Annotated in this window: 17 protein-coding genes and 1 tRNA gene; 6 read left to right on the top strand and 12 right to left on the bottom strand. The window is 66.8% G+C overall.

The window, feature by feature from the left end; all coding sequences use genetic code 11:
* Positions 1 to 262 precede the first annotated feature (262 nt).
* The 7 genes from ACX9OT_RS02105 to dtd all read right to left on the bottom strand — a co-directional run bounded on the left by ACX9OT_RS02105 (position 263) and on the right by dtd (position 7,003).
* Positions 263 to 1,033, bottom strand: coding sequence for a hypothetical protein (locus tag ACX9OT_RS02105; RefSeq protein ID WP_153854611.1), 771 nt, complete (start codon positions 1,031 to 1,033; stop codon positions 263 to 265).
* A 183-nt stretch (positions 1,034 to 1,216) separates the two neighbouring features.
* Positions 1,217 to 1,387, bottom strand: a complete 171-nt coding sequence (locus tag ACX9OT_RS02110) for a hypothetical protein (RefSeq protein WP_153854612.1) — start codon at positions 1,385 to 1,387, stop codon at positions 1,217 to 1,219.
* A gap of 14 nt (positions 1,388 to 1,401) precedes the next feature.
* Positions 1,402 to 2,580, bottom strand: coding sequence for a tyrosine-type recombinase/integrase (locus ACX9OT_RS02115; protein WP_153854613.1), 1,179 nt, complete (start codon positions 2,578 to 2,580; stop codon positions 1,402 to 1,404).
* A 179-nt stretch (positions 2,581 to 2,759) separates the two neighbouring features.
* Positions 2,760 to 2,835: transfer RNA gene (locus tag ACX9OT_RS02120), tRNA-Ile, on the bottom strand.
* 124 nt (positions 2,836 to 2,959) lie between these two features.
* A complete protein-coding gene (yjjJ, locus tag ACX9OT_RS02125) occupies positions 2,960 to 4,360 on the bottom strand; it encodes a type II toxin-antitoxin system HipA family toxin YjjJ (RefSeq protein ID WP_065428852.1) in 1,401 nt (466 codons plus the stop codon).
* Positions 4,361 to 4,618: 258 nt separating this feature from the next.
* On the bottom strand, positions 4,619 to 6,472 hold the full coding sequence (gene rpoD / locus ACX9OT_RS02130) for an RNA polymerase sigma factor RpoD (RefSeq protein ID WP_014038623.1): 1,854 nt from the start codon (positions 6,470 to 6,472) through the stop codon (positions 4,619 to 4,621).
* 90 nt (positions 6,473 to 6,562) lie between these two features.
* Positions 6,563 to 7,003 carry a D-aminoacyl-tRNA deacylase gene (gene dtd / locus ACX9OT_RS02135; RefSeq protein WP_049401012.1) on the bottom strand — a complete coding sequence of 147 codons (441 nt, stop codon included), beginning with the start codon at positions 7,001 to 7,003 and terminating at the stop codon, positions 6,563 to 6,565.
* A gap of 60 nt (positions 7,004 to 7,063) precedes the next feature.
* Here dtd and ACX9OT_RS02140 point away from each other — a divergent pair, with 60 nt between their 5' ends.
* The 4 genes from ACX9OT_RS02140 to ACX9OT_RS02155 all read left to right on the top strand — a co-directional run bounded on the left by ACX9OT_RS02140 (position 7,064) and on the right by ACX9OT_RS02155 (position 11,325).
* The gene (locus ACX9OT_RS02140; protein WP_049461974.1) at positions 7,064 to 7,984 is read left to right on the top strand and encodes a lauroyl acyltransferase; all 921 of its coding nucleotides are present in this window, start codon (positions 7,064 to 7,066) and stop codon (positions 7,982 to 7,984) included.
* 87 nt (positions 7,985 to 8,071) lie between these two features.
* Positions 8,072 to 9,208, top strand: a complete 1,137-nt coding sequence (gene ribA / locus ACX9OT_RS02145; protein ID WP_049461973.1) for a GTP cyclohydrolase II RibA — start codon at positions 8,072 to 8,074, stop codon at positions 9,206 to 9,208.
* A gap of 75 nt (positions 9,209 to 9,283) precedes the next feature.
* Positions 9,284 to 9,784, top strand: a complete 501-nt coding sequence (locus tag ACX9OT_RS02150) for a PH domain-containing protein (RefSeq protein WP_049461972.1) — start codon at positions 9,284 to 9,286, stop codon at positions 9,782 to 9,784.
* Complete coding sequence (locus ACX9OT_RS02155) at positions 9,781 to 11,325, top strand: PH domain-containing protein (protein WP_049461971.1); 1,545 nt, start codon at positions 9,781 to 9,783, stop codon at positions 11,323 to 11,325. The genes ACX9OT_RS02150 and ACX9OT_RS02155 overlap by 4 nt, the downstream gene beginning before the upstream one ends.
* Positions 11,326 to 11,422: 97 nt before the next feature.
* Here ACX9OT_RS02155 and ACX9OT_RS02160 read toward each other — a convergent pair whose 3' ends face one another.
* Positions 11,423 to 12,481 carry a CDP-glycerol glycerophosphotransferase family protein gene (locus ACX9OT_RS02160; protein WP_459000677.1) on the bottom strand — a complete coding sequence of 353 codons (1,059 nt, stop codon included), beginning with the start codon at positions 12,479 to 12,481 and terminating at the stop codon, positions 11,423 to 11,425.
* Here ACX9OT_RS02160 and ACX9OT_RS02165 point away from each other — a divergent pair.
* Both ACX9OT_RS02165 and ACX9OT_RS02170 read left to right on the top strand, forming a co-directional pair.
* Positions 12,480 to 13,298 (top strand): glycosyltransferase family 2 protein, encoded by an 819-nt coding sequence (locus tag ACX9OT_RS02165; RefSeq protein ID WP_049461969.1) that lies wholly within the window; start codon positions 12,480 to 12,482, stop codon positions 13,296 to 13,298. The two genes, ACX9OT_RS02160 and ACX9OT_RS02165, sit on opposite strands and share 2 nt — an antisense overlap.
* A 43-nt stretch (positions 13,299 to 13,341) precedes the next feature.
* Positions 13,342 to 14,463 (top strand): glycosyltransferase family 4 protein, encoded by a 1,122-nt coding sequence (locus tag ACX9OT_RS02170; protein ID WP_049461968.1) that lies wholly within the window; start codon positions 13,342 to 13,344, stop codon positions 14,461 to 14,463.
* A gap of 18 nt (positions 14,464 to 14,481) precedes the next feature.
* Here ACX9OT_RS02170 and ACX9OT_RS02175 read toward each other — a convergent pair whose 3' ends face one another.
* The 4 genes from ACX9OT_RS02175 to def form a co-directional block, all read right to left on the bottom strand.
* A complete protein-coding gene (locus ACX9OT_RS02175; protein WP_049461967.1) occupies positions 14,482 to 16,203 on the bottom strand; it encodes an ArnT family glycosyltransferase in 1,722 nt (573 codons plus the stop codon).
* 23 nt (positions 16,204 to 16,226) lie between these two features.
* Positions 16,227 to 17,558, bottom strand: a complete 1,332-nt coding sequence (rsmB, locus tag ACX9OT_RS02180; protein WP_032128556.1) for a 16S rRNA (cytosine(967)-C(5))-methyltransferase RsmB — start codon at positions 17,556 to 17,558, stop codon at positions 16,227 to 16,229.
* 3 nt (positions 17,559 to 17,561) lie between these two features.
* Positions 17,562 to 18,485 carry a methionyl-tRNA formyltransferase gene (gene fmt / locus ACX9OT_RS02185; protein ID WP_049461966.1) on the bottom strand — a complete coding sequence of 308 codons (924 nt, stop codon included), beginning with the start codon at positions 18,483 to 18,485 and terminating at the stop codon, positions 17,562 to 17,564.
* 120 nt (positions 18,486 to 18,605) lie between these two features.
* Positions 18,606 to 19,118, bottom strand: a complete 513-nt coding sequence (gene def / locus ACX9OT_RS02190) for a peptide deformylase (RefSeq protein ID WP_008267110.1) — start codon at positions 19,116 to 19,118, stop codon at positions 18,606 to 18,608.
* Between the last annotated feature and the right edge of the window lie 84 nt (positions 19,119 to 19,202).

Here is a 19,202-nt window from a genome sequence, read left to right on the forward strand (position 1 = left end):
CAGCGCGATTTGCTTGGCGGTAAGTCATCGGCCGCTCTCTCATCCCTGGCGTTGCTACGTGATGTCCGCTCTTGTCCGGAAGCGGTCGTCGCTTGAGGGGCGGCTTACGACCCAAGGCGGACGCGCATGAGTTTATCTTGTCTGTGGACGCATTCTTTCCACGGAACCCTACCGTCTGGTCCAGCAGGTCAGAGCAATCTTGCTAGCCGTAACCGCCATGCACCGTTGTGCCGACTGAAACGCGCATTGGCGGCGGGCCGGCCTAGATAATCGCATCCTCGACTAGCTGCGTAGCACGGCTTTTCGTCGGACTCGGCCACTCGTCGCGACTTAAATCTCTAACGTCAACACTACCAACTTCCCACGCCACTGCCTGAAATTTCGCTGCTCCTGTCGGATAGGGAGCGCCGCCAGAAACAGAAAATCGAATTGGCACTTTCAGGTTCGCTTGATGAAACGCAGCGATGGCTGCAGCAAAAGCGCTCTGGTGGGCGGCGTCCCTATGCAGAAACTTAAAGCTCTTGCTGGCGTTGTCTTTGGAGGGCATAACATCACGGGCTCCCCCCACAAAGGGTCTGCGCGAGAGAACTTTGTTGATATCTCTCGAATGACCAGCAAGTACTAGCAGACATGTTGCGTTCGGGTGCGCTCGCTTCATGAGGCAGAGACGGATGAAATCCGCCATCAAATTCGTCACCGAGCAGTGCGACGATCCGGCCCATTTTGCCTCAATAAGAACTTGTGGATCTGATGCAGGCTGTCTTCCGTCATCATAGATCAGTGCGAAGTCGACGCTACGCTTTCGACCACCGCCAATCTTGCGCTCGGCATCTGGGACGCGCTGGAGCGCGGCCAGAGGGTAGTCCGCATGGACCCGGGCTGCTTTGTGGTCCCCATGCAGAGAGCTGGCGACATTACCAATTGCGCTCTTGAACGAGCTCTCGGAAAACAGACCTGCCCTGAAACAGCAGGTTTCGAAGTGCATCCAACTGCCTAGCGCTTCAGCAAAGCGCCTTGTGTCCGTCATTCGCATGATTGTCACCTTGCCGGAAAATTAAACCTGCTCCCCGGGGTCTACGTCGCGCGATGGGCTGTGTGGTCAAGCCTTCGAACCACAGCAGACGCACTCCCCGGAGCTGCTGACTCAGCGAAAAGCACGACTTCGTCCAGTCGAATGCAACAACAACGCTGGCTCATTCACGCCATTTCAGTCAGGTCAGGACCGCACCATCATCAGCATCAAGCCGAACACATCGGCGCGTGCCTCAACTCGAATGAGCCCAAGTAGCTGGCGACGCAGTACGCGTTCTTCGACGCCAAGCGGCACCCCTACCACGAGTTGCTCCACGCGCATTGTCGTCAATTGAGCGACGATGCGCGAACTCATCTGTGACTCGAAGCCTATGCGCGACGTCTCAACTCGTCTAGGTAGTTTGCCCAAGCCCGCATCATCCTTCTGCGCTCTTCTAGGTGGGTAGTCCGGTTATACGCCCGCCCCAGCGGATCCCGTACCGCATGGGCGAGTTGATGCTCGATGAAGTCCGGCCTGAATCCAAGCACCTCGTCCAGCAGGGTTCTCGCCATGGCCCGAAAGCCATGGGCAGTCATCATCTCGCCGTCGAACCCGAGGTTGCGCAGAGCAGCGTTGATCGTGTTCTCACTGATTGGCTTCTGGATGCTGCGCACGCTCGGAAAGACGTACTGGCTTTTCCTTGCGTAGGGCCGGACATCCTCCAGGAGCTCGACGACCTGCCCCGCCAAGGGAACGATGTGCTGGGTCTGAGTCTTGCTGGTGATGTAACGCCACTCAGCCGCATCCAGGTCGATATCCTCCCAGCGCGCCGCACGGAGCTCGCCCGGCCTGACGAACAGGAGCGCCGAAAGCTTGAGCGCAGCGGAGACGATGGGCGACCCTTGGTAGCCGTAGATCGCCTTGAGAAGCTTTGCCACCTCCTCTGGCTCAGTCAGGCTTGAGAAGTGCTTGGTTTTCGTAGGGGTCAACGCACCGGCAAGACTCAGGGCGGGGTTGTTCTCTGCACGGCCGGTGGCGATGGCATAGCGAAAGACCATGCCCGCAGCGGCGCGAGCCCGATGCGCCGTCTCAAGCGCTCCACGGGCCTCGATCTTCCGCAGGGCCTTCAGCAGGATTGGCGCAGTCACGCTCCGAACGGGCAGATCAGCGATGCTCCCTAGGTCGCGCTCCAGCATCCGGCGCTCCCGAACGACTGACCCGGGGGTCAGCTTCTTGGCCCGTTGCGCCACTAGTTCTTCAGCAAGAGAGCCAAAGGTATTGCCGGCCTCTTCCTCCTGTGCCGCCCGCTCGATCTTCACCACGAGAGCCGGGTCCATGCCCTTCTTGAGCTGGGCCCGGGCCTTGTCCCGCTCGGCGCGAGCTTCTGCAAGGGAAACCGCCGGGTAATCGCCGATGGTCAGCATGTTCGCCTTGCCGGCGAACCGGTACCGATAGCGCCAGATCCTGGCCCCCGAAGGCCTCACCTCGACGCACAGCCCATTGGCGTCGGCTAGGCGATAGACCTTGCCCTGGGGCTTGAGGCTGCGCAGCTTGGTGTCCGTCAACATGGCTGTGAGTAACCGGTATGTGAGTAAGCGAAGACCTTCCGGTCATCTTACTCGCACCGTTACTCACGTTCCAGCTGGATGAAGGCGCACGCGACCGGACCTGGCTGGACATGAAAGCCGAGAATGAGGTCGTTTTTCTAGGATATTCGGACTGACCTGGACGTTGCCGGATCAGTAGATGGTGGGCCCACCAGGATTCGAACCTGGAACCAAGGGATTATGAGTCCCCTGCTCTAACCGTTGAGCTATAGGCCCTGCGCAGCGTCACAGTGTAGTGGAGCCTGCGCTCAACCGGCTACCCGCCGGCGCCAAGACACACTGAAAAACCCTCAGCCATCGCTGCGCAACGCCACGCGCCCAGGCTTGCGCAACAGCTGGCTCACCCAAACCGCGCGCCCATCTCCCGCACCCGCTCGGCGTTCGCCCCCGCCAACGACCGCATTGCCGGCGACTGGATCCGCCCGTCAACAGCCACGCACTGCCAGAATGCTTCAGCCACCGGTGCCGCCCAGCGCAGATGCTGCAGATCACCACTGCCCAGCGGTGCGACCGGCGACAGCGGCTCGTCCGCGCGCAACACGCCCAGCTTTGACGGCGCCAGCGACATCGGCAGCATGTCGTAGACCGGCGCCAGCGGCAGCGGGCCGCGATCAATGAAGTGGAAGGCGATGTTGCCGTGGTGCATGTCGCTGTTGCCGATCAGCCGCCCGAACGCATGGCGTCGGCCCATCGCCTGCACGGTGTCGGCCGTCAGCCAGCCTTGATCACGCAGTTCGGCGCCTGCAACCGGCCACGCTGGGGTGACCTCGCCGGTGAACGCAGACGATAGCGACAGCAGCGAGACCAGGCCTCGCCGCCCCAGCAGATCGGGCGTGCGGTCGAAGCGCTCGATTTCCAGGAAGGTGTGCGTGGGCGACTGCAGCAGTTCGCTGGACGCCGCGGCTTGTCCGGACTCGCGCAGGGCCTCAAGCGCCAGATGTTCGCAGACCAGCAGATCGCTCCAGCGCTGGGCGGCGGCGCCTTCATCGGGCTGCGCGAACTTGACCAGGACCGAGCGGCGCCTGCCGTAGGCCTCTACGGTGGCGGTGAACTTGGGTTGCTCGCCACCCGGCGAGGAGCCCACGTCCTCTCCGTCCAGCGCAGCACGCGCACGCTCGCGATACTGTGCAAGACGATCGTCGGCCGCAACCCGATCGATCGGCACCTGCAACGTCTCCATCGCCGCCTCCACGGCGGCGGTACCGAGCAGCAGATCGCCCGCTTCAGTCCCGCCAGCGGTTACCAGGGCCATCAACACATCGTCCGGTTGCCAGCTCTTGAGGTCCTTCGGCAGGCCGAGCGCCTGCGCACGGCCATGGGCGAAGCTGCGACCAAGAAATCCCTGCGGTCGCAGGTCATCCAGGTACCACGGCAAGTCAGGAAAGAAGGCGGCAACGTCACCTTCGGGCGCGCGTCGCAGGTTCGGACAGTCAGGCCCGGCATCGACGTGGAAGCCGCCTCCTACCAGCGCAATTACCCGCCCCAGCTCCTCCAGCGTCGCATCTTCGCGCAGCCGGTACAGCGGCCATTCGCTGCCGGCCCGGGTGGGCCGCCGCAGTGCATAGGCGGTTGCCCGGGTGCTGCCCATGCGCACCACCTGCGGGCCACTGGCGGCCACCAGCCGGCTGAGCGCCATCCGGTCCACCCCCAGACGCTCGGCCAGCGCCGCGGCAGGTAGCGGCTGGCCGGGGGCCAGCTGAGCGATCAGATCCAGTACCTGTGGGCGTTGAGCGCGTGGCATGTGCATTACGTAATACGAAATTTGTTACGTAATTAGCATCAAAAAAGCGGGACTGCAAGCGCGGCCGTGCACCTATGAGCTTGAAAATAATGGGCATGTTCACGAAGAGCCAGCTTCGACGCGGGTCTTCCGTTACATTATTTGTTACGTAATCATAAGCCTCAGTCGAGCAAAGGCTCGGCTTTACAGGGATATGGTGGGCAAAGAAAAACCCCGCCGAAGCGGGGTTTCTCTCAACGCTTCAACAGCCGCTGGAAATCAATCGATATCCAGGAAGCTGCGCAGCTGCTCCGAGCGGCTCGGGTGACGCAGCTTGCGCAGGGCCTTCGCTTCGATCTGGCGGATGCGCTCGCGGGTCACGTCGAACTGCTTGCCGACTTCCTCAAGGGTGTGGTCGGTGTTCATGTCGATACCGAAGCGCATGCGCAGCACCTTGGCTTCCCTCGGGGTGAGGCCGGCCAGCACGTCGCGCACGGTTTCAGACAGATTGATGTTGGTGGTGTTCTCGATCGGGGACTCCACGTTGGTGTCCTCGATGAAGTCGCCCAGATGGGAATCCTCGTCGTCGCCGATCGGGGTTTCCATCGAGATCGGCTCCTTGGCGATCTTCATCACCTTGCGGATCTTGTCTTCCGGCATGTCCATTTCCTTGGCCAGCTCCTCCGGCGTAGCCTCGCGGCCGTACTGCTGGAGCATCTGGCGGGAAATGCGGTTCAACTTGTTGATCGTCTCGATCATGTGCACCGGAATACGGATGGTGCGCGCCTGGTCGGCGATCGAGCGGGTGATCGCCTGGCGGATCCACCAGGTGGCGTAGGTCGAGAACTTGTAACCGCGGCGGTACTCGAACTTGTCCACGGCCTTCATCAGGCCGATGTTGCCTTCCTGGATGAGGTCGAGGAACTGCAGGCCGCGATTGGTGTACTTCTTGGCGATCGAGATCACCAGGCGCAGGTTGGCCTCGACCATTTCCTTCTTGGCCTTGCGCGCCTTGGCTTCACCGTAGGCCATGGCACGGCTGATTTCCTTCAGCTCTTCCAGGTCCAGCTGGGTCAGCTTCTCGATGTCGATCGTCGCCTGCTGTTCGGCGATGATCTGGTCCTTTACTTCGCGCAGGGCCGAAGACCACTTCTGCTTGCGCTTCAGCGCGTCTTCCACCCACTCCAGATTGGTCTGGTTGCCTTCCCAGGAACGGATGAAGTCCTTGCGCGGCATGCGGGCGGTGACGGTCGCCAGATTCAGCACACGGCGCTCATGGGCCTTGATCGACGCCATGGTGTCGCGCAGCTGCTTGGTCAGCACGTCGGTCAGCGGCAGCGGCAGCTTCAGGGTGACGAACACCGCCGACATCTCTTCGCGCAGGCGCGGCAGGTTCTTCTTGTCGCCCTTGGTGGCGGCCTTCTTGAAGGCGTTGAAGGCATCGCTCAGCGCCTGCATGCGCGCAGCGACTTCCTCCGGATCCGGACCGGTCGGTGCGGCTTCTTCCTCGCCACCCTCGACATCATCGTCCTCGTCCTCGTCGCCTTCGGCGTCGGCATCGCTGCTGTCATCGGCAGCAGCCGCCGGCGGCGCCGGCTCTTCGTCGGCCAGGTCGTTGAAACCAACGATCACTTCGGCCAGGCGCTTCTTGCCTTCCTTGTGGGCTTCGTAGTCGGTCAGCAGCGACTCGACCGAGACCGGGAACTGGCCCAGGGCGGCCTGGACCTGCGAAAGGCCTTCCTCGATGCGCTTGGCAATGGCGATTTCGCCTTCGCGGGTCAGCAGCTCGACGGTGCCCATTTCGCGCATGTACATGCGCACCGGGTCGGTGGTACGGCCACCTTCGGTATCGAGCGCGCTCAGCGCGGCGGCGGCTTCTTCGGCCGCGGTGTCATCGACTTCGCGGTTACCGGTGTTGCCATCGTTGAGAAGCAGGGTTTCCACATCCGGCGCAACTTCATGGACATCGATGCCCATGCCGTTGATCATGCCGATGATGTCTTCGATCTGTTCCGGGTCGACCATGTCGTCCGGCAGATGGTCATTGACTTCGGCGTAGGTCAGGTAGCCCTGTTCCAGGCCCTTGCTGATCAGTTGCTTGATTTCGGATTGGGCAGGACGTTCGTTGGCCATGTAGTGCTCGCGCCACCGGCTAGGGAGAAATAGGGAACGTAGCATTATACCAGCCCGGGGCCCCGCCTGCCGGGCGGTGGTCCCGCAGGCTCAGGGCCTGAGAAGGAAGGTCACGGGACCGTCATTGACCAGGCTGACGACCATATGGGCACCAAATCGGCCCGTTTCCACCCCTGGTGCGTGATTTTCACGACAGATCTCGACAAATCGATTGAACCCGCGTTCAGCCTCGTCCGGCGGTGCGGCGCTGGTGAAGCTGGGCCGCATGCCCGAACGGGTATCGGCCGCCAGGGTGAACTGGCTGACCAGCAGCAGGCCGCCGCCGGTATCGCGCAGCGACCGGTTCATCTTCCCGGCCTCGTCGGCGAACACCCGGTAGCCCAGCAGGCGCTCGGCCATGCGCCGCAGCTGGGCCTCGGTATCGCCCGGTTCCATGCCCACCAGCGCCAGCAGGCCCGGACCAATCTGGCCGACCGCTTCGTCATCGACGTGGACGGCAGCCTGGCTGACACGCTGGATAAGGACGAGCATCGTGGGCTCCAATGAACGGGGCCGGCCACGATAGCAGCGCCCTTGGCTAAACTGGCGCAGATGAATCCGCAACGCAAAGCCCGGCTGGTCTACCGCGCCACCACCCTGTTCGCCCGCCTGCCCTGGCCGCTGCTGCGGGGAATCGCCCGTGCCCTGTCCTGGACCTGGATCAGTCTCAATGCCCGTGAGAGCCGCGTCACCCGACGCAACCTGGAGCTGGCCTACCCGGACCTGGACCGCGCCACGCGCGACCGCCTGCACCGGGAGCTGCTGCGCTCCACCGCCCTGCAGGCCATCGAGACCCTGCGCCTGTGGAGCCAGGCGCCGGCCGACAACCTGCGCCTGCACCTGAAGCAGCGCCACGGCGAGGCCCTGTACGACGCGGCCCTGGCCAGCGGCAAGGGCGTGATCGTGGCCGCACCGCACTTCGGCAACTGGGAGCTGCTGAACCAGTGGCTGGCCTCGCGCGGGCAGATCGCCATCGTCTACAAGCCACCGGAGGACGAGGCCAGCGATGCCTTCCTGCAGCTGGTGCGGGGCGGCCAGAACGTACAGCAGGTGCGCGCCGAAGGCCCGGCCGTGCGCCAGCTGTTCAAGGTGCTCAAGGACGGCGGTGCCACCGGCATCCTGCCCGACCAGCAGCCCAAGGCCGGCGATGGCGTGTTCGTGCCGTTCTTCGGCGTGCAGGCGCTGACCATGACCCTGGTCAACCGGCTGGCCGAGCGCACCGGCGCCACCGTGCTGTATGGCTGGTGCGAGCGCATCGGCCCGGACATGGAATTCGCCCTGCACATCGAACCGACCGACGCCGCCGTGGCCGACCCCGACCCGCAGGTGGCCGCCACCGCGCTCAATGCCGGCATCGAGCGCATTGCCCGCCGCGATCCGGCGCAGTACCAGTGGACCTACAAGCGCTATACGCTGCGGCCACCGGGCAGCGGCGAAGAAGACCCGTACGCGACCGAAGAGCATCCGCACTGACGGCCGCCGCACCCAGGCCCATCCGGCCCCTGCGACCGGCGGCCGCACCACGTTGAATACGACGCCGGCGCCCCCATAGAGACTGCGATGTCCGACTCCCCCGGTCCTGCCATGTCTGCTGCTTCTTCCCTGTTCGGCGATCCGGCCGCGATCCGCTGCGAGCGCGCGGTGGCCGAACTGCGTGCCGGTCGCCCGGTGCTTCTCCACGATGGCCAGGGCCAGCGCCTGGCGGTGATCGCGCTGGACAGCGCCACGGCCAGCAGCTTCGCTGCCTTCGCCAATGCCGCCCGCGAGCGGCACTACCTGTTCCTGACCGCCACCCGCGCCCGCGTGCTTGGCGTGGAGGCCCCGCAGGGTGCGCGCCTGCCGCTGGCCGGTGTTGCCTTCGATGCCCTGCCCTCGCTGGGCTACCTGCGTGAACCGGGCCCGATGCCGGACGGCTGGAGCGCCGGTGACGCCTTCGATGCAGGCGCGGTGGAACTGGCCCGCCTCGGCCTGTTGCTGCCGGCGATGGTGGCGGTGCGCCTGGACGCCAAAGACCACACCTTCGATGGCGCGGCCGAGGTTGCGCTGTGCGACCTGGCCGAGGGCGCAGCACATGCCGCGCATGACTACGAACTGGTGGCGCGTTCGCCGGTACCGCTGCGCGATGTCGGCATGACCACGTTCGCGGTGTTCCGTGGTGGCGTCGCCCAGCGTGACCAGGTCGCGATCATCGTCGGCGAACCGGATCTGTCGGCGGTGGTACCGGTACGCGTGCACTCCTCGTGCCTGACCGGCGACCTGTTCGGTTCGCTCAAGTGCGACTGCGGCGACCAGCTGCGGCGCGGCCTGCGCAAGCTGAAGGAACTGGGCGGCGGCGTGCTGCTGTACCTGGACCAGGAAGGCCGCGGCACCGGCATCGCCGCCAAGATGCGCGCCTATGGCTACCAGCATGACGGCCTGGACACCATCGATGCCGATGCACAGCTCGGCTTCGGCGCCGACGAACGGCGCTACGGCAGCGCGGTGGCGATGCTGCGCGGCCTGGGCATTTCGCGCGTGGCCCTGCTCAGCAACAACCCGACCAAGGCGCAGCGCCTGCGCAACGCTGGCATCGAGGTGCTGGACTGCATTCCGGTCACCGGCGAGATCACCGCCGAGAACGAGCACTACCTGCGCACCAAGGCTGATCGTGCCGGCCACATGCTGGATGTGGACGCGCTGATCCAGGCTGCCCAGTAACGCAGCCGACCTGCTACCGTCTGCGCGGTGCGGCCACGGCCGCCACCGCCCGCCCTGCCACCTGACGGAGCCCGCGTGACCGACGTTCCCCTTACTGCTCCGACCACCGATGCCTGGCAGTCGCTGCCGCGCCGCGCCGCGCGGCTGGCCGCACTGGAAGGTGCCTTCGGCGGCCTGTTTGTGCCGGGCCTGCCGCTGGCCGCAGCCGCGTGGTTCTTCGACCTGCCCGGCGACCTGTGGACGGCCGCCCTTGGGCTGCTGATCGGCATCGTCTTCGGCGCCTGGCTCGGCCGCCGGCGCTTGACCCGCACCCGCTGGCGGCTGGATGCCCAAGGGCTGGGCCTGCGCCGCGACCTGATGTGGCAGCTGGAAACGCGCATCCCCATTTCGCGCGTGCAGCACCTGGACCTGCGCCGCGGCCCGCTGGAACGCCGTGCCGGCCTGGCCACGCTGATCGTGCACACCGCCGGGACCCGCATGAGCGCAGTGACCGTGAGCGGCCTGGACGAGGCCGACGCCGAGCGCCTGCGTGACACCCTGTCCCATCAGCTCGACCAGGACGCCGACGCCCTGTGAGCCTGCCGCCGCCCCTGCCCGCATCGCTGCCTGCCGGTGGCGAGGACCATCGCCTGCATCCGTGGTCGTGGTTGTTCGTACTGTTGATGCAGTTGCGCCATTACTTCCTGCCGCTGGTCGCACTGCTGGTGTTCGGCCAGCGCGGCGACCGCGACCCGATGTGGGCGCAGCTGATTCCGCTGACGGCAATTGCCGCACTGGTACTGGTGTCGGTGCTGCAGTACCTCAGCTACCGCTACCGTATCGGCAGTGATGCGATCACCGTGCGCAGCGGTCTGCTCGCGCGCAACCGGCGCGAGATTCCGTTCGCGCGCATCCACAACGTGGAGGTGCGACAGAACCCGCTGCACCGTCTGTTTGGTGTGGCCGAGCTGCGCCTGGAATCGGCCGGTGGCGTGCGCCCGGAAGCGGAGATGCGGGTGCTGAAGCTGGACCAGGCGCTGGCGCTGGAACGGCTGGTCCGCCAGCGCGGGCAGGCGCCGCAGGCCGCCGGCATCACCGAGCCCGACCCGGTTGCCAGCACCGCGACTGAGAACGAGCAGGTACTGCTGCGCCTGTCGAGCTGGGACGTGGTACGCATGGGCCTGCTCTCCAACCGCGGCTGGGCGCTGGCGATCGCCGCGTTCGGCGTGCTGTTCCAGACCGTGCCACGGCCGGTGATGGACGATGCCCTCCAGCGCGGTGGACGCGAAGCCTTTGGCTACGCCAGCCATCTGCACCCCGGCGTGACCGGTGCGTTTCTGCTGCTGGCTGCCGCGCTGCTGCTGGGCTGGCTTGCGCTGCGCGTGCTGTCGGTGGTGCTGACGCTGCTGCGCTACCACGGCTTCACCCTCAGCGAGCAGGACCGACGCCTGACCGTATCGGCCGGTCTGCTCAGCCGCACCCGCAGCAGCGTGGCGCGCCGGCGCATCCAGGCCTGGACGCTGCGCGAAGGTACTTTGCAGCGCTGGTTCGGGCTGCGTCAGCTGCGCATCGACAGTGCCGCCGGTGGCCCCGCGCGCGATGAGGACCGCGCCCTGCGCGAACTCGCGCCGCTGGCGTCCAGTACACGTTGTGAGCAGCTGGTGCAGCACCTGCTGCCGCAGCTGCAGTGGCCTCCGCTGCAATGGCAGTCCATTCCGCAGCGCGGCTGGTGGCGGCTGTGCCTGGGCGCACTGGTGCTGGTGCCGCTGCTGGCTGCGGCCGCGTACTGGCGCTGGGGCCCATGGGGCCTGCTGGTGCTGGCGTGGCTACCGGTGGCGCTGCTGGTCGCGCACCGGCAGATGGCACGCATGGGCTGGTACCTGGACGAACACTATGTGGCGGTGCGCGGCGGCTGGTGGAAGCGCTGGTGGCGCTGGGCCGAGCTGGACAAGGTGCAGGGCCTGCGCCTGCAACGCTCGCCGCTGGACAAACTGCTGGGCACCAGCAGCCTGCAGCTGGACACCGCCGGTGCACATGGTGATGTGGCGCTGACGCTGCATCATCTGCCGCAGGCGCAGGCGCAACACGTGATGGAGCAACTGGCGGCGGCGCTGGCGCGGCGCAAGCTGCGCTGGTAAGCACTACAGGTCGTGCCGGTCGCTGGCCGGCAACTGCCGCCATTCCCGAGGTTGCCGGCCAGCGGCCGGCACTACCGCGAGCGGGGTCAGCGAGGCATCAGCGCTGCGACGGGCCCCAATACCCCAGGTCCTTGCGGATCTGCAGATCGCGCACCCAGCTGCCGAATGGCTTGCGCCGCAACGCACCCATTTCACCGGACAGGAAATCCTCGGTGGCCGCGATCACCCGTTCACTGGAGCGGCCATCGCGGTAAGGGTGGATGGCATCGGCGTAGCGCACGATTTCCGCCTGCAGCGCGGCGTCCGGGTGCAGCGCGCGCTGCAGCATCGCCTGCAGCTGCGCAGGATCATCGAAGTCGATCATGTGCGGCTTCGGCACGCGGTTGCGGAAGGTCACCACCGGCTTGTGCTGCACGATGAACTCCGAAACGATCGATGAGGTGTCCGACACCAGCACATCGGCGGCGCGCTGCGCGGCCATCACCTGCTCCGGCTCGATGAAGCGGGCATTGGCACCGGCCAGCGCGCGGTAGCGTTCGAACAGTTCCGGTGGGCACTTCGGGTGCAGGGTCAGCAGCCAGTAGTGGTCACCGGCGGCGATATCAGCGGCGATCTGCGCATGCAGGTGCGGAGCCGCGCTGAGCCGCTCGGTGAAGGTGGAACCGAACAGGATCACCGGGCGGTCACCGGCCGGTGCGCGCAGCGCGGAACTCTCGCCTCCGTCATCGCGGAACAGCGGGTCCAGCTTCGGCCAGCCAGTCTCGGCCACGGCGAAGTGGCCCTGCGGGCTGGCGATCTCGCGGAACGGTGCGGTCGTGGCCGGCCCCTGCGTGCAGTACAGGTCGAACATGCCGCGCACCCGGAAGTGGCCGCGCGCACTGTCCCGCTTCTCCACGTTGAAGCCATGGAACAGCTGCACCTTGGCCCCCGAAAGGAAGGTCGGCACCCAGTTGGCCGCGCTGAACACCGCCCGCGGACGCATTGCCAGGGCCTGCTTCAGGCCCACGTTGGGCACCCCCGGCAGGCTGCTGCCGGCCGCGCCGTCCTCGAACCAGGCCGCCACCTCCTGCCCGGACGCGTGCAAGGCCTGCGCCAACGGGGCGAGAATAGGCAGCGCATAGCGCTCCGTCGCAAACAACAGGTACCCGGCCATCATGTCCTCCACGACCGCTCCCATCGAACGGCCTCGCATCTCGGCGTGCATTATCGCGTTCAACGAGGCCGGGCGCATCGGCGACTGCCTGGCCTCGCTGGCCTTCTGCGATGAGATCGTGGTGGTGGACTCGCAGTCCACCGATGCCACCGTAGCCATCGCCGAGTCCGCCGGTGCCCGCGTGCTGCAGCGCCGGTTCGAGGGCTTCCGCAGCCAGAAGGCGTTCTGCGTCGAGCAGGCCAGCCACGACTGGGTGCTGTGCCTGGACGCCGACGAGCGCATCAGCCCCGAGCTGCGCACCGCCATCGAGCAGGCCCGCGACGGTGGCTTCGCCGGCCAGGCCGGCTACCGCTTCGCCCGCCTCTCGGAGTACTTCGGGAAGTTCCTGCGCCATGGCAATGCCTACCCGGACCGGGTGATGCGCCTGTTCGACCGCCGCCGCGGCGGCTGGCGCGGCAAGCGCGAGATCCACGAGGCGGCCAGTGTCGACGGCAGTGTGGGCACCCTGCGCGGCGACCTGATCCACTATCCGTACCGGTCATTGCAGCAGCAGCTGGCCAAGACCGAGAAGTACGCGCGGATGATGGCCGAGCACGAGTTCGCACGCGGCAAGCGGGCCACGCTGGGCAAGCTGGTGCTGGCGCCGGCCTGGCGGTTCTGGCGCGGCTTCCTGTTCCGTGGCGGCTTCCGCGACGGCTGGCACGGCCTGGTCTACGCCTACGTCCGCGCCAACTACGTGCGGCAGAAGACCATCATGCTGTGGATGCTGGGAAATGGACAGGCGGTGGCCGACCCGGCACCTTCCGCGGACCGGCCTTGACCACGCTGTGTCACACTGCGTGGGCGTTGCCTGAAGACCCCCCATGAAAATCCTGTACACCAACTTCCACTACGGCGACGGTGGCGGCCACACCACGTACATCGTCTCGCTGGCGCGTGCGCTGCACGGCCAGCACACGCTCCACGTCGCCGCGCCGGCCGACAGCCGCCTGCTGCGGACCATGGCCGATGAAGGCATTGCCCGCACACTGCCGATTGCGTTCGGCAGCGGCCTGCCAACGCTGCCCCGGCAGCTGGCCGAACAGCGCGCGCTGCGCAGGCTGGTCCACGATGAAGGCATCGACCTGATCCATGTCAACGGTGCACGCGACCACCGCTTCGTGATGCAGGGGCTGCTGGGCATGCGCCGCCCGCCGATCGTGCTGACCAAGCACAACAGCAAACCCACCAATACCTTTGGCAATGCGCTGCGCGCACGCTGGGCCACCGATCGACTGATCGCGGTCTCGGCCGACACCAAGCGCCTGCTGGAACAGGGCCCGTACCGTCGCTGCCCGATCGACGTGGTCCGCAATGGCGTTGACCTGGAGCGCTACTCACCGCAGCCGGCCGGCACCGGCAGCGCGCTGCGCCAGCAGTGGACGCAGGATCCACAGGCGCTGGTGCTGGTCAGCAACGCCGGCACCGACGATTACAAGGGCTGGATCGACCTGGCCCGGGCCATCGCACGGCTGCCCGATGCGGTGCGTCCGCATGTGCACATGGCCGTGGCCGGCCACCTGCCCAGCGCGCAGCAGCGCGAACAGGTGCTGGCGCTGGGCGAGGTGGCCGCGCAGGTGCACTTCACCGGCCTGCTGGCCGATACCCGCGTCCTGATCGCGGCCGGCGATGCTGGTTTCGTACTGTCCCATGACGTCGAGACGATCTCCTTCGCCTGCCGCGAGATGATGGCCAGCGCCAAGCCGATGCTGGTCAGCGACTACGCAGGCCTGCCGGAGAACATCGAACAAGGCGTCGATGGCTGGGTGGTTGCCACACGCGACATCGACGCCATCGCCGCCCAGGTACAGGCGCTGTACGCACAGCGCGATGCGCTGCCGGAACAGGGCCGCGCAGCACGCCGCCATGCACAGCGGGAGTTCGGCCTGCAGACATTCGCCGACGCCACGCTGGCCAGCTACCACGCCGCCCTGGCCAGCACCTGAGCCACGCTCCCCGAACGCTCAATCGGTGATGCCGGGCCCCTGCAGGCGGCGCTCGTGCTCGAGTTCCGCCACTGACGGCCGGCAGTCGCCGGCGACCGCATCGGCAGGCACCAGCCACCAGCGGCGACGATTGGAAATGCCCGCCATCTCGGCCCGCGCACGATCGATGCAGGCCTGCATCGCATCCTCGTTCACCAGCAGCCAGCGTTGCTGCGGAACCAGCCGCTGCCAGCGCACGGCCGCCTGCAGCTGTTGATGCCAACGTGCTTCGAATCCAAAGGTGGCCGCCGGGCGATCGGCCATCAGCAGGTTCTGCTCTTTCCATGCCACCAGTCCCAGCTCGGCCTGCGGGCCGATGCGTACACTCACTTCACGCATCAGGCCACGGGCCGAGCTGGAGTCGTTCAATACCGGATAACCGACCAGGCTGTACAGCACCCAGACTCCTGCCAGGGTAGAGACCAGGGCAACGTGCCGACGCTGGCGCCCGCACACCCACAGGCTCAAGGCCGACCAGACCGCCATCGCCAGCGCCGCCCAGGCCAGCGCATCGGTGGCACCGGGAAGCAACCCGCGGCCATGGGTAAGGCGCACTTCGAAATCCGGATCACCCAGCAGCGCCAGCGCACCCACCAGCCCCAGCGCCAGTGCCAGCAACGCGGTGAATGCGCCCAGCACGCGCTGCACATCGCGCCGCCTCAGCAACCCGGGCAGCAACGGCGCCAACGCCAGGCAGAACATCGGCAATGCCGGCAGGATGTAGACGTCGCGCTTGCCGTGCGGAAGGGAGAAGAACAGCACGACCAGCAGCCACCAGGCCAACGGCAGCAGGTAGCGCGCATCGCGCCGGCGCAGCCGCCGGAACCAGGCCGGAAGCGCCCAGGGCAGCAGCAGGAACGCGGGAATCCACATCGACGGCATGATCGCCAGGAAGTACCACCACGGCTGGTGATGGTCCCAGGACTGCGTATAGCGCCGCGCGGTCTGCCGGAACAGGATGTCGTCCATGTAGGCGCGGTACGGCTCCGAACCGGTGGCGAAGCCTGCCAGCAGCATCGGCGCCAGCCACAACGACACCGCCAGCAGGAAGGCCAACGGTGCCAGCCAGAAACGCAGGTCGCGCACGTGCAGGCGTACCCGTGGCCAGTGCAGCACGGATGCGACTGCCGCCGGCGCGATCATCATCAGCGCCAGCACGCCTACGCCCTTGGTGATCACACCGACGCCGGCAAAGAACCAGCCCAGCCACCACCAGCGCCAGGCCGGACCCAACAGCAGATGGCGCAGCAGGCCGTAGTTGGCCAGGGTGATGAACAGCACCACCAGCGGATCGATCTGCGCCTTCTTCGCCTGGAAGGTGAAGTGCAGCGCGAACAGCAGTGCCCAGCCCGCGTACAGCCCCACCTGCCGCGTCCACAGGCGGCGGCCGAGATCGACCACGCACCACAGCGTGCCCAGCGCGGCCAGCAGCGAGGGCAGCAGGAACGCCACCCGCCAGTGGCCGACCAGGCTGTACATCGCCGCCTGCAACCACATCAGCATCGGCGGCTTGTCCGAATACAGCTCGGGGCCGCGATGCGGGAACAACCAGTAGCCACTGTCGACCATCTGCTTGGCCACCAGCGCGAAACGTGGCTCATCCGAGGGCCATGGATCACGGAGGCCCAGGCCGGCCCCCAGCACCAGCAGGGCCATCACCACCAACAACCACGTCTGGCGCGACGCGTGGGCTTTCAGCATGGGACTCGAAACGGCAGCGGGGGTCAGGCTGCTTTTAACAGACGCGCGTAGAAGAAACCGTCAGCATCGTTTTCACCCGGCAGCCGCTGGCGCGCCACCCCTTCGCAATCCACGCCGAATGCATCGCCCAGCGGCTGCGCCACGGCATCCGGATGCCACTTCAGGAATGCGCGCACCTGATCGATGTTCTCGGCGCGCAGGATCGAACAGGTGGCATACAACAGAACGCCGCCCGGGCGCAGCATCGACCAGCAGGCTTCCAGCAGGCGCGCCTGCACGCCGACCAGTGCATCGATGTCTTCGGCGCGACGGTGGAACATCACATCCGGCTGGCGGCGGATCACGCCGGTCGCCGAGCACGGCGCATCAAGCAGGATCGCGTCGAACGGCACGCCATCCCACCAGGCGCCCGGATCACTGGCATCTGCCGCCAGGGTCTGCGCATGCTCGCCCACGCCGGTACGGGTGTAGGTATCGCGTGCACGGGCCAGGCGGCGCGCGTCGATATCCAGCGCCAGCAGGCGCAGGCTGGGGTCGCGCTCGAGCAGGTGCGCCGACTTGCCGCCGGGTGCCGCACAAGCGTCCAGCACGCGGGCACCGGCCACCGGGGCCAGCGCATCGGCGGCACACTGCGCCGACAGGTCCTGCACCGAGATCGCGCCCTCGGCGAAGCCGGGCAGCTGATTCACGGCAACCGGAGAGGCCAGGCGCAACGCGTCGGCACTGAGCGGACTGGCTTCTGCGGCAATGCCGGCTTCGGCCAGCGCGGCCAGTGCCTTGTCACGACCGCCCTGCTGGCGGTTGGCGCGCAGCCACAGGGGCGCCGGTTGCAGGCTGGCACTGAAGATCGCGTCGGCCTGTGCCGGCCAATCGCGTTGCACCGCATCGGCCAGCCATTCCGGGAAGGCATCGCGCGCTGGCTGCTCCGGGAAACCTTCGCGCTGCGCGCGGCGCAGGATCGCATTGACCAGGCCCGCCTGGCGCTCACGGCCCAGTGCACGCGCGGCATCGACGGTGGCCGACAGCGCCGCGTGCGCCGGCAGCTCCAGCACGTCCAGCTGGGCGAACCCGACCATCAGCAGCGTGCGCAGATCGGCATCACGCGCCGACAGCGGCTTCTGCATCCACGACTGCAGCGCCGCGTCATAGGTGCTGCGGCGGCGCAGGACGGCGAAACACAGGGCTTCCAGCAGCGCGCGGTCGCGGCTGTCGGCCAGCTTCGGCAGCGCCCAGGCCAGTTCGGCCTTCAGCGAACGGCCACGGGTGAACACCTGTGCCAGCACACGTGCGGCCAGCATGCGCGTGGCCGCGCCCGGCGCCGCCTTGGCGACGGAGAAATCGTTCTGCTTCGACACCGCTTATGCCCCCACGCGCAGATCGCGACGGGCGTTGAGGTAGTCGGCCGCAGTAATCGCCTTGCCACCTTCCCGCTGCAGCACACGCAGGCGCAGTGCGCCCTGGCCACAGGCGATGTCGATGCCATCGCGGCTGGCCGCCAGCACCGTGCCCGGCGCCTGGCCGTGGGCCTCATCCAGCGCCACCGCGCCATGGATGCGCACCCGCTCGCCAGCCAGCGTCGCCTCGGCGATCGGCCACGGATTGAAGGCGCGCACGGTGCGTGCCAGCGCCTCTGCATCCAGCGCCCAGTCCAGACGGGCCTCGGCCTTGTCCAGCTTGTGCGCGTAGGTCACGCCCTGCTCCGGCTGCGGCCGCGCGATCGGCTTGATGCCGGCCCGCAGCAGGCCCAGGCCGTCGGACAGCACCTGCGCGCCCAGTTCCGCCAGCTTGTCATGCAGCTGGCCACCGGTATCGGTGGCCGCGATCGGCAGCTCCTGGTGCAGCAGCACCGGGCCGGTATCCAGGCCGGCCTCCATCTGCATCAGGCAGACGCCGGTCTTCGCATCGCCGGCCTGGATCGCGCGCTGGATCGGCGCGGCACCGCGCCAGCGCGGCAGCAGCGAGGCATGCACGTTCCAGCAGCCGTGGGTCGGAATGGCCAGCACCGCCTTGGGCAGGATCAGGCCATAGGCCACCACCACCATCAGGTCCGGCTGCAGGTCGCGCAGCTGCTGCTGGGCGGCTTCATCCTTCAGCGATTCGGGCTGGTAGACCGGAATGCCACGGGCCACGGCTTCAAGCTTGACCGGCGACGGCGCCAGGCCACGGCCACGGCCGGCCGGACGATCAGGCTGGGTGTAGACGGCCACGACCTCATGGTGGCGCGCAGCCGCGCGCAGCGACGACACCGCGAATTCCGGCGTACCGGCAAAGACAATCCTCATGGCTACCCCACTTGCAGGATGGATTCGTGCAGGAAAGAAAACGGCGCCGTCGGCCGGCGCCGTACAGCCCGCGCGCGTCGCGCAGGCACGGGCCACCCGAAGGGCGGCCCGGATTGGCGATCACGCCACGTGCTTGCGCTGCTTGGCCAGCTTCTTGCGCACCATCTCGCGCTTGAGCGGCGACAGATAGTCGATGAACAGCTTGCCGTCCAGGTGATCCATCTCGTGCTGGATGCAGGTGGCCAGCACTTCGCCGGCTTCCAGCTGCTGTTCCTGGCCGTTGCGGTCCAGGTACTTCACGGTGATGGTATCGGCGCGGGTCACGTCGGCGAAGATGCCCGGAACCGACAGGCAGCCCTCCTGGTACACCCGGCCTCCGTCCTTGGCGACGATTTCCGGGTTGATGAACACATGCGGTTCATTCTTTTCTTCGCTGACGTCGATGACCATGAAGCGCTTGTGCACGTCCACCTGGGTGGCGGCCAGGCCAATGCCCGGGGCGTCGTACATGGTCAGGAACATGTTGTCGATCAGTTCCTGGAAGGCCGGCGTGGTGACTTCGGCGGCTTCGATCAACGCAGCCTTGGTACGCAGGCGCGGATCGGGGAACTCGAGAATGGGGAGAAGGGCCATGGCTGTTTCCGGATAGGGGGCCGGCACGCCGGCATACGTCGCAGATTCTAGCTCCAACGCTTGCCTTGCGCCCCGGTTTCTGGA

The sequence above is a fragment of the Stenotrophomonas genospecies 3 genome, assembly GCF_054473855.1.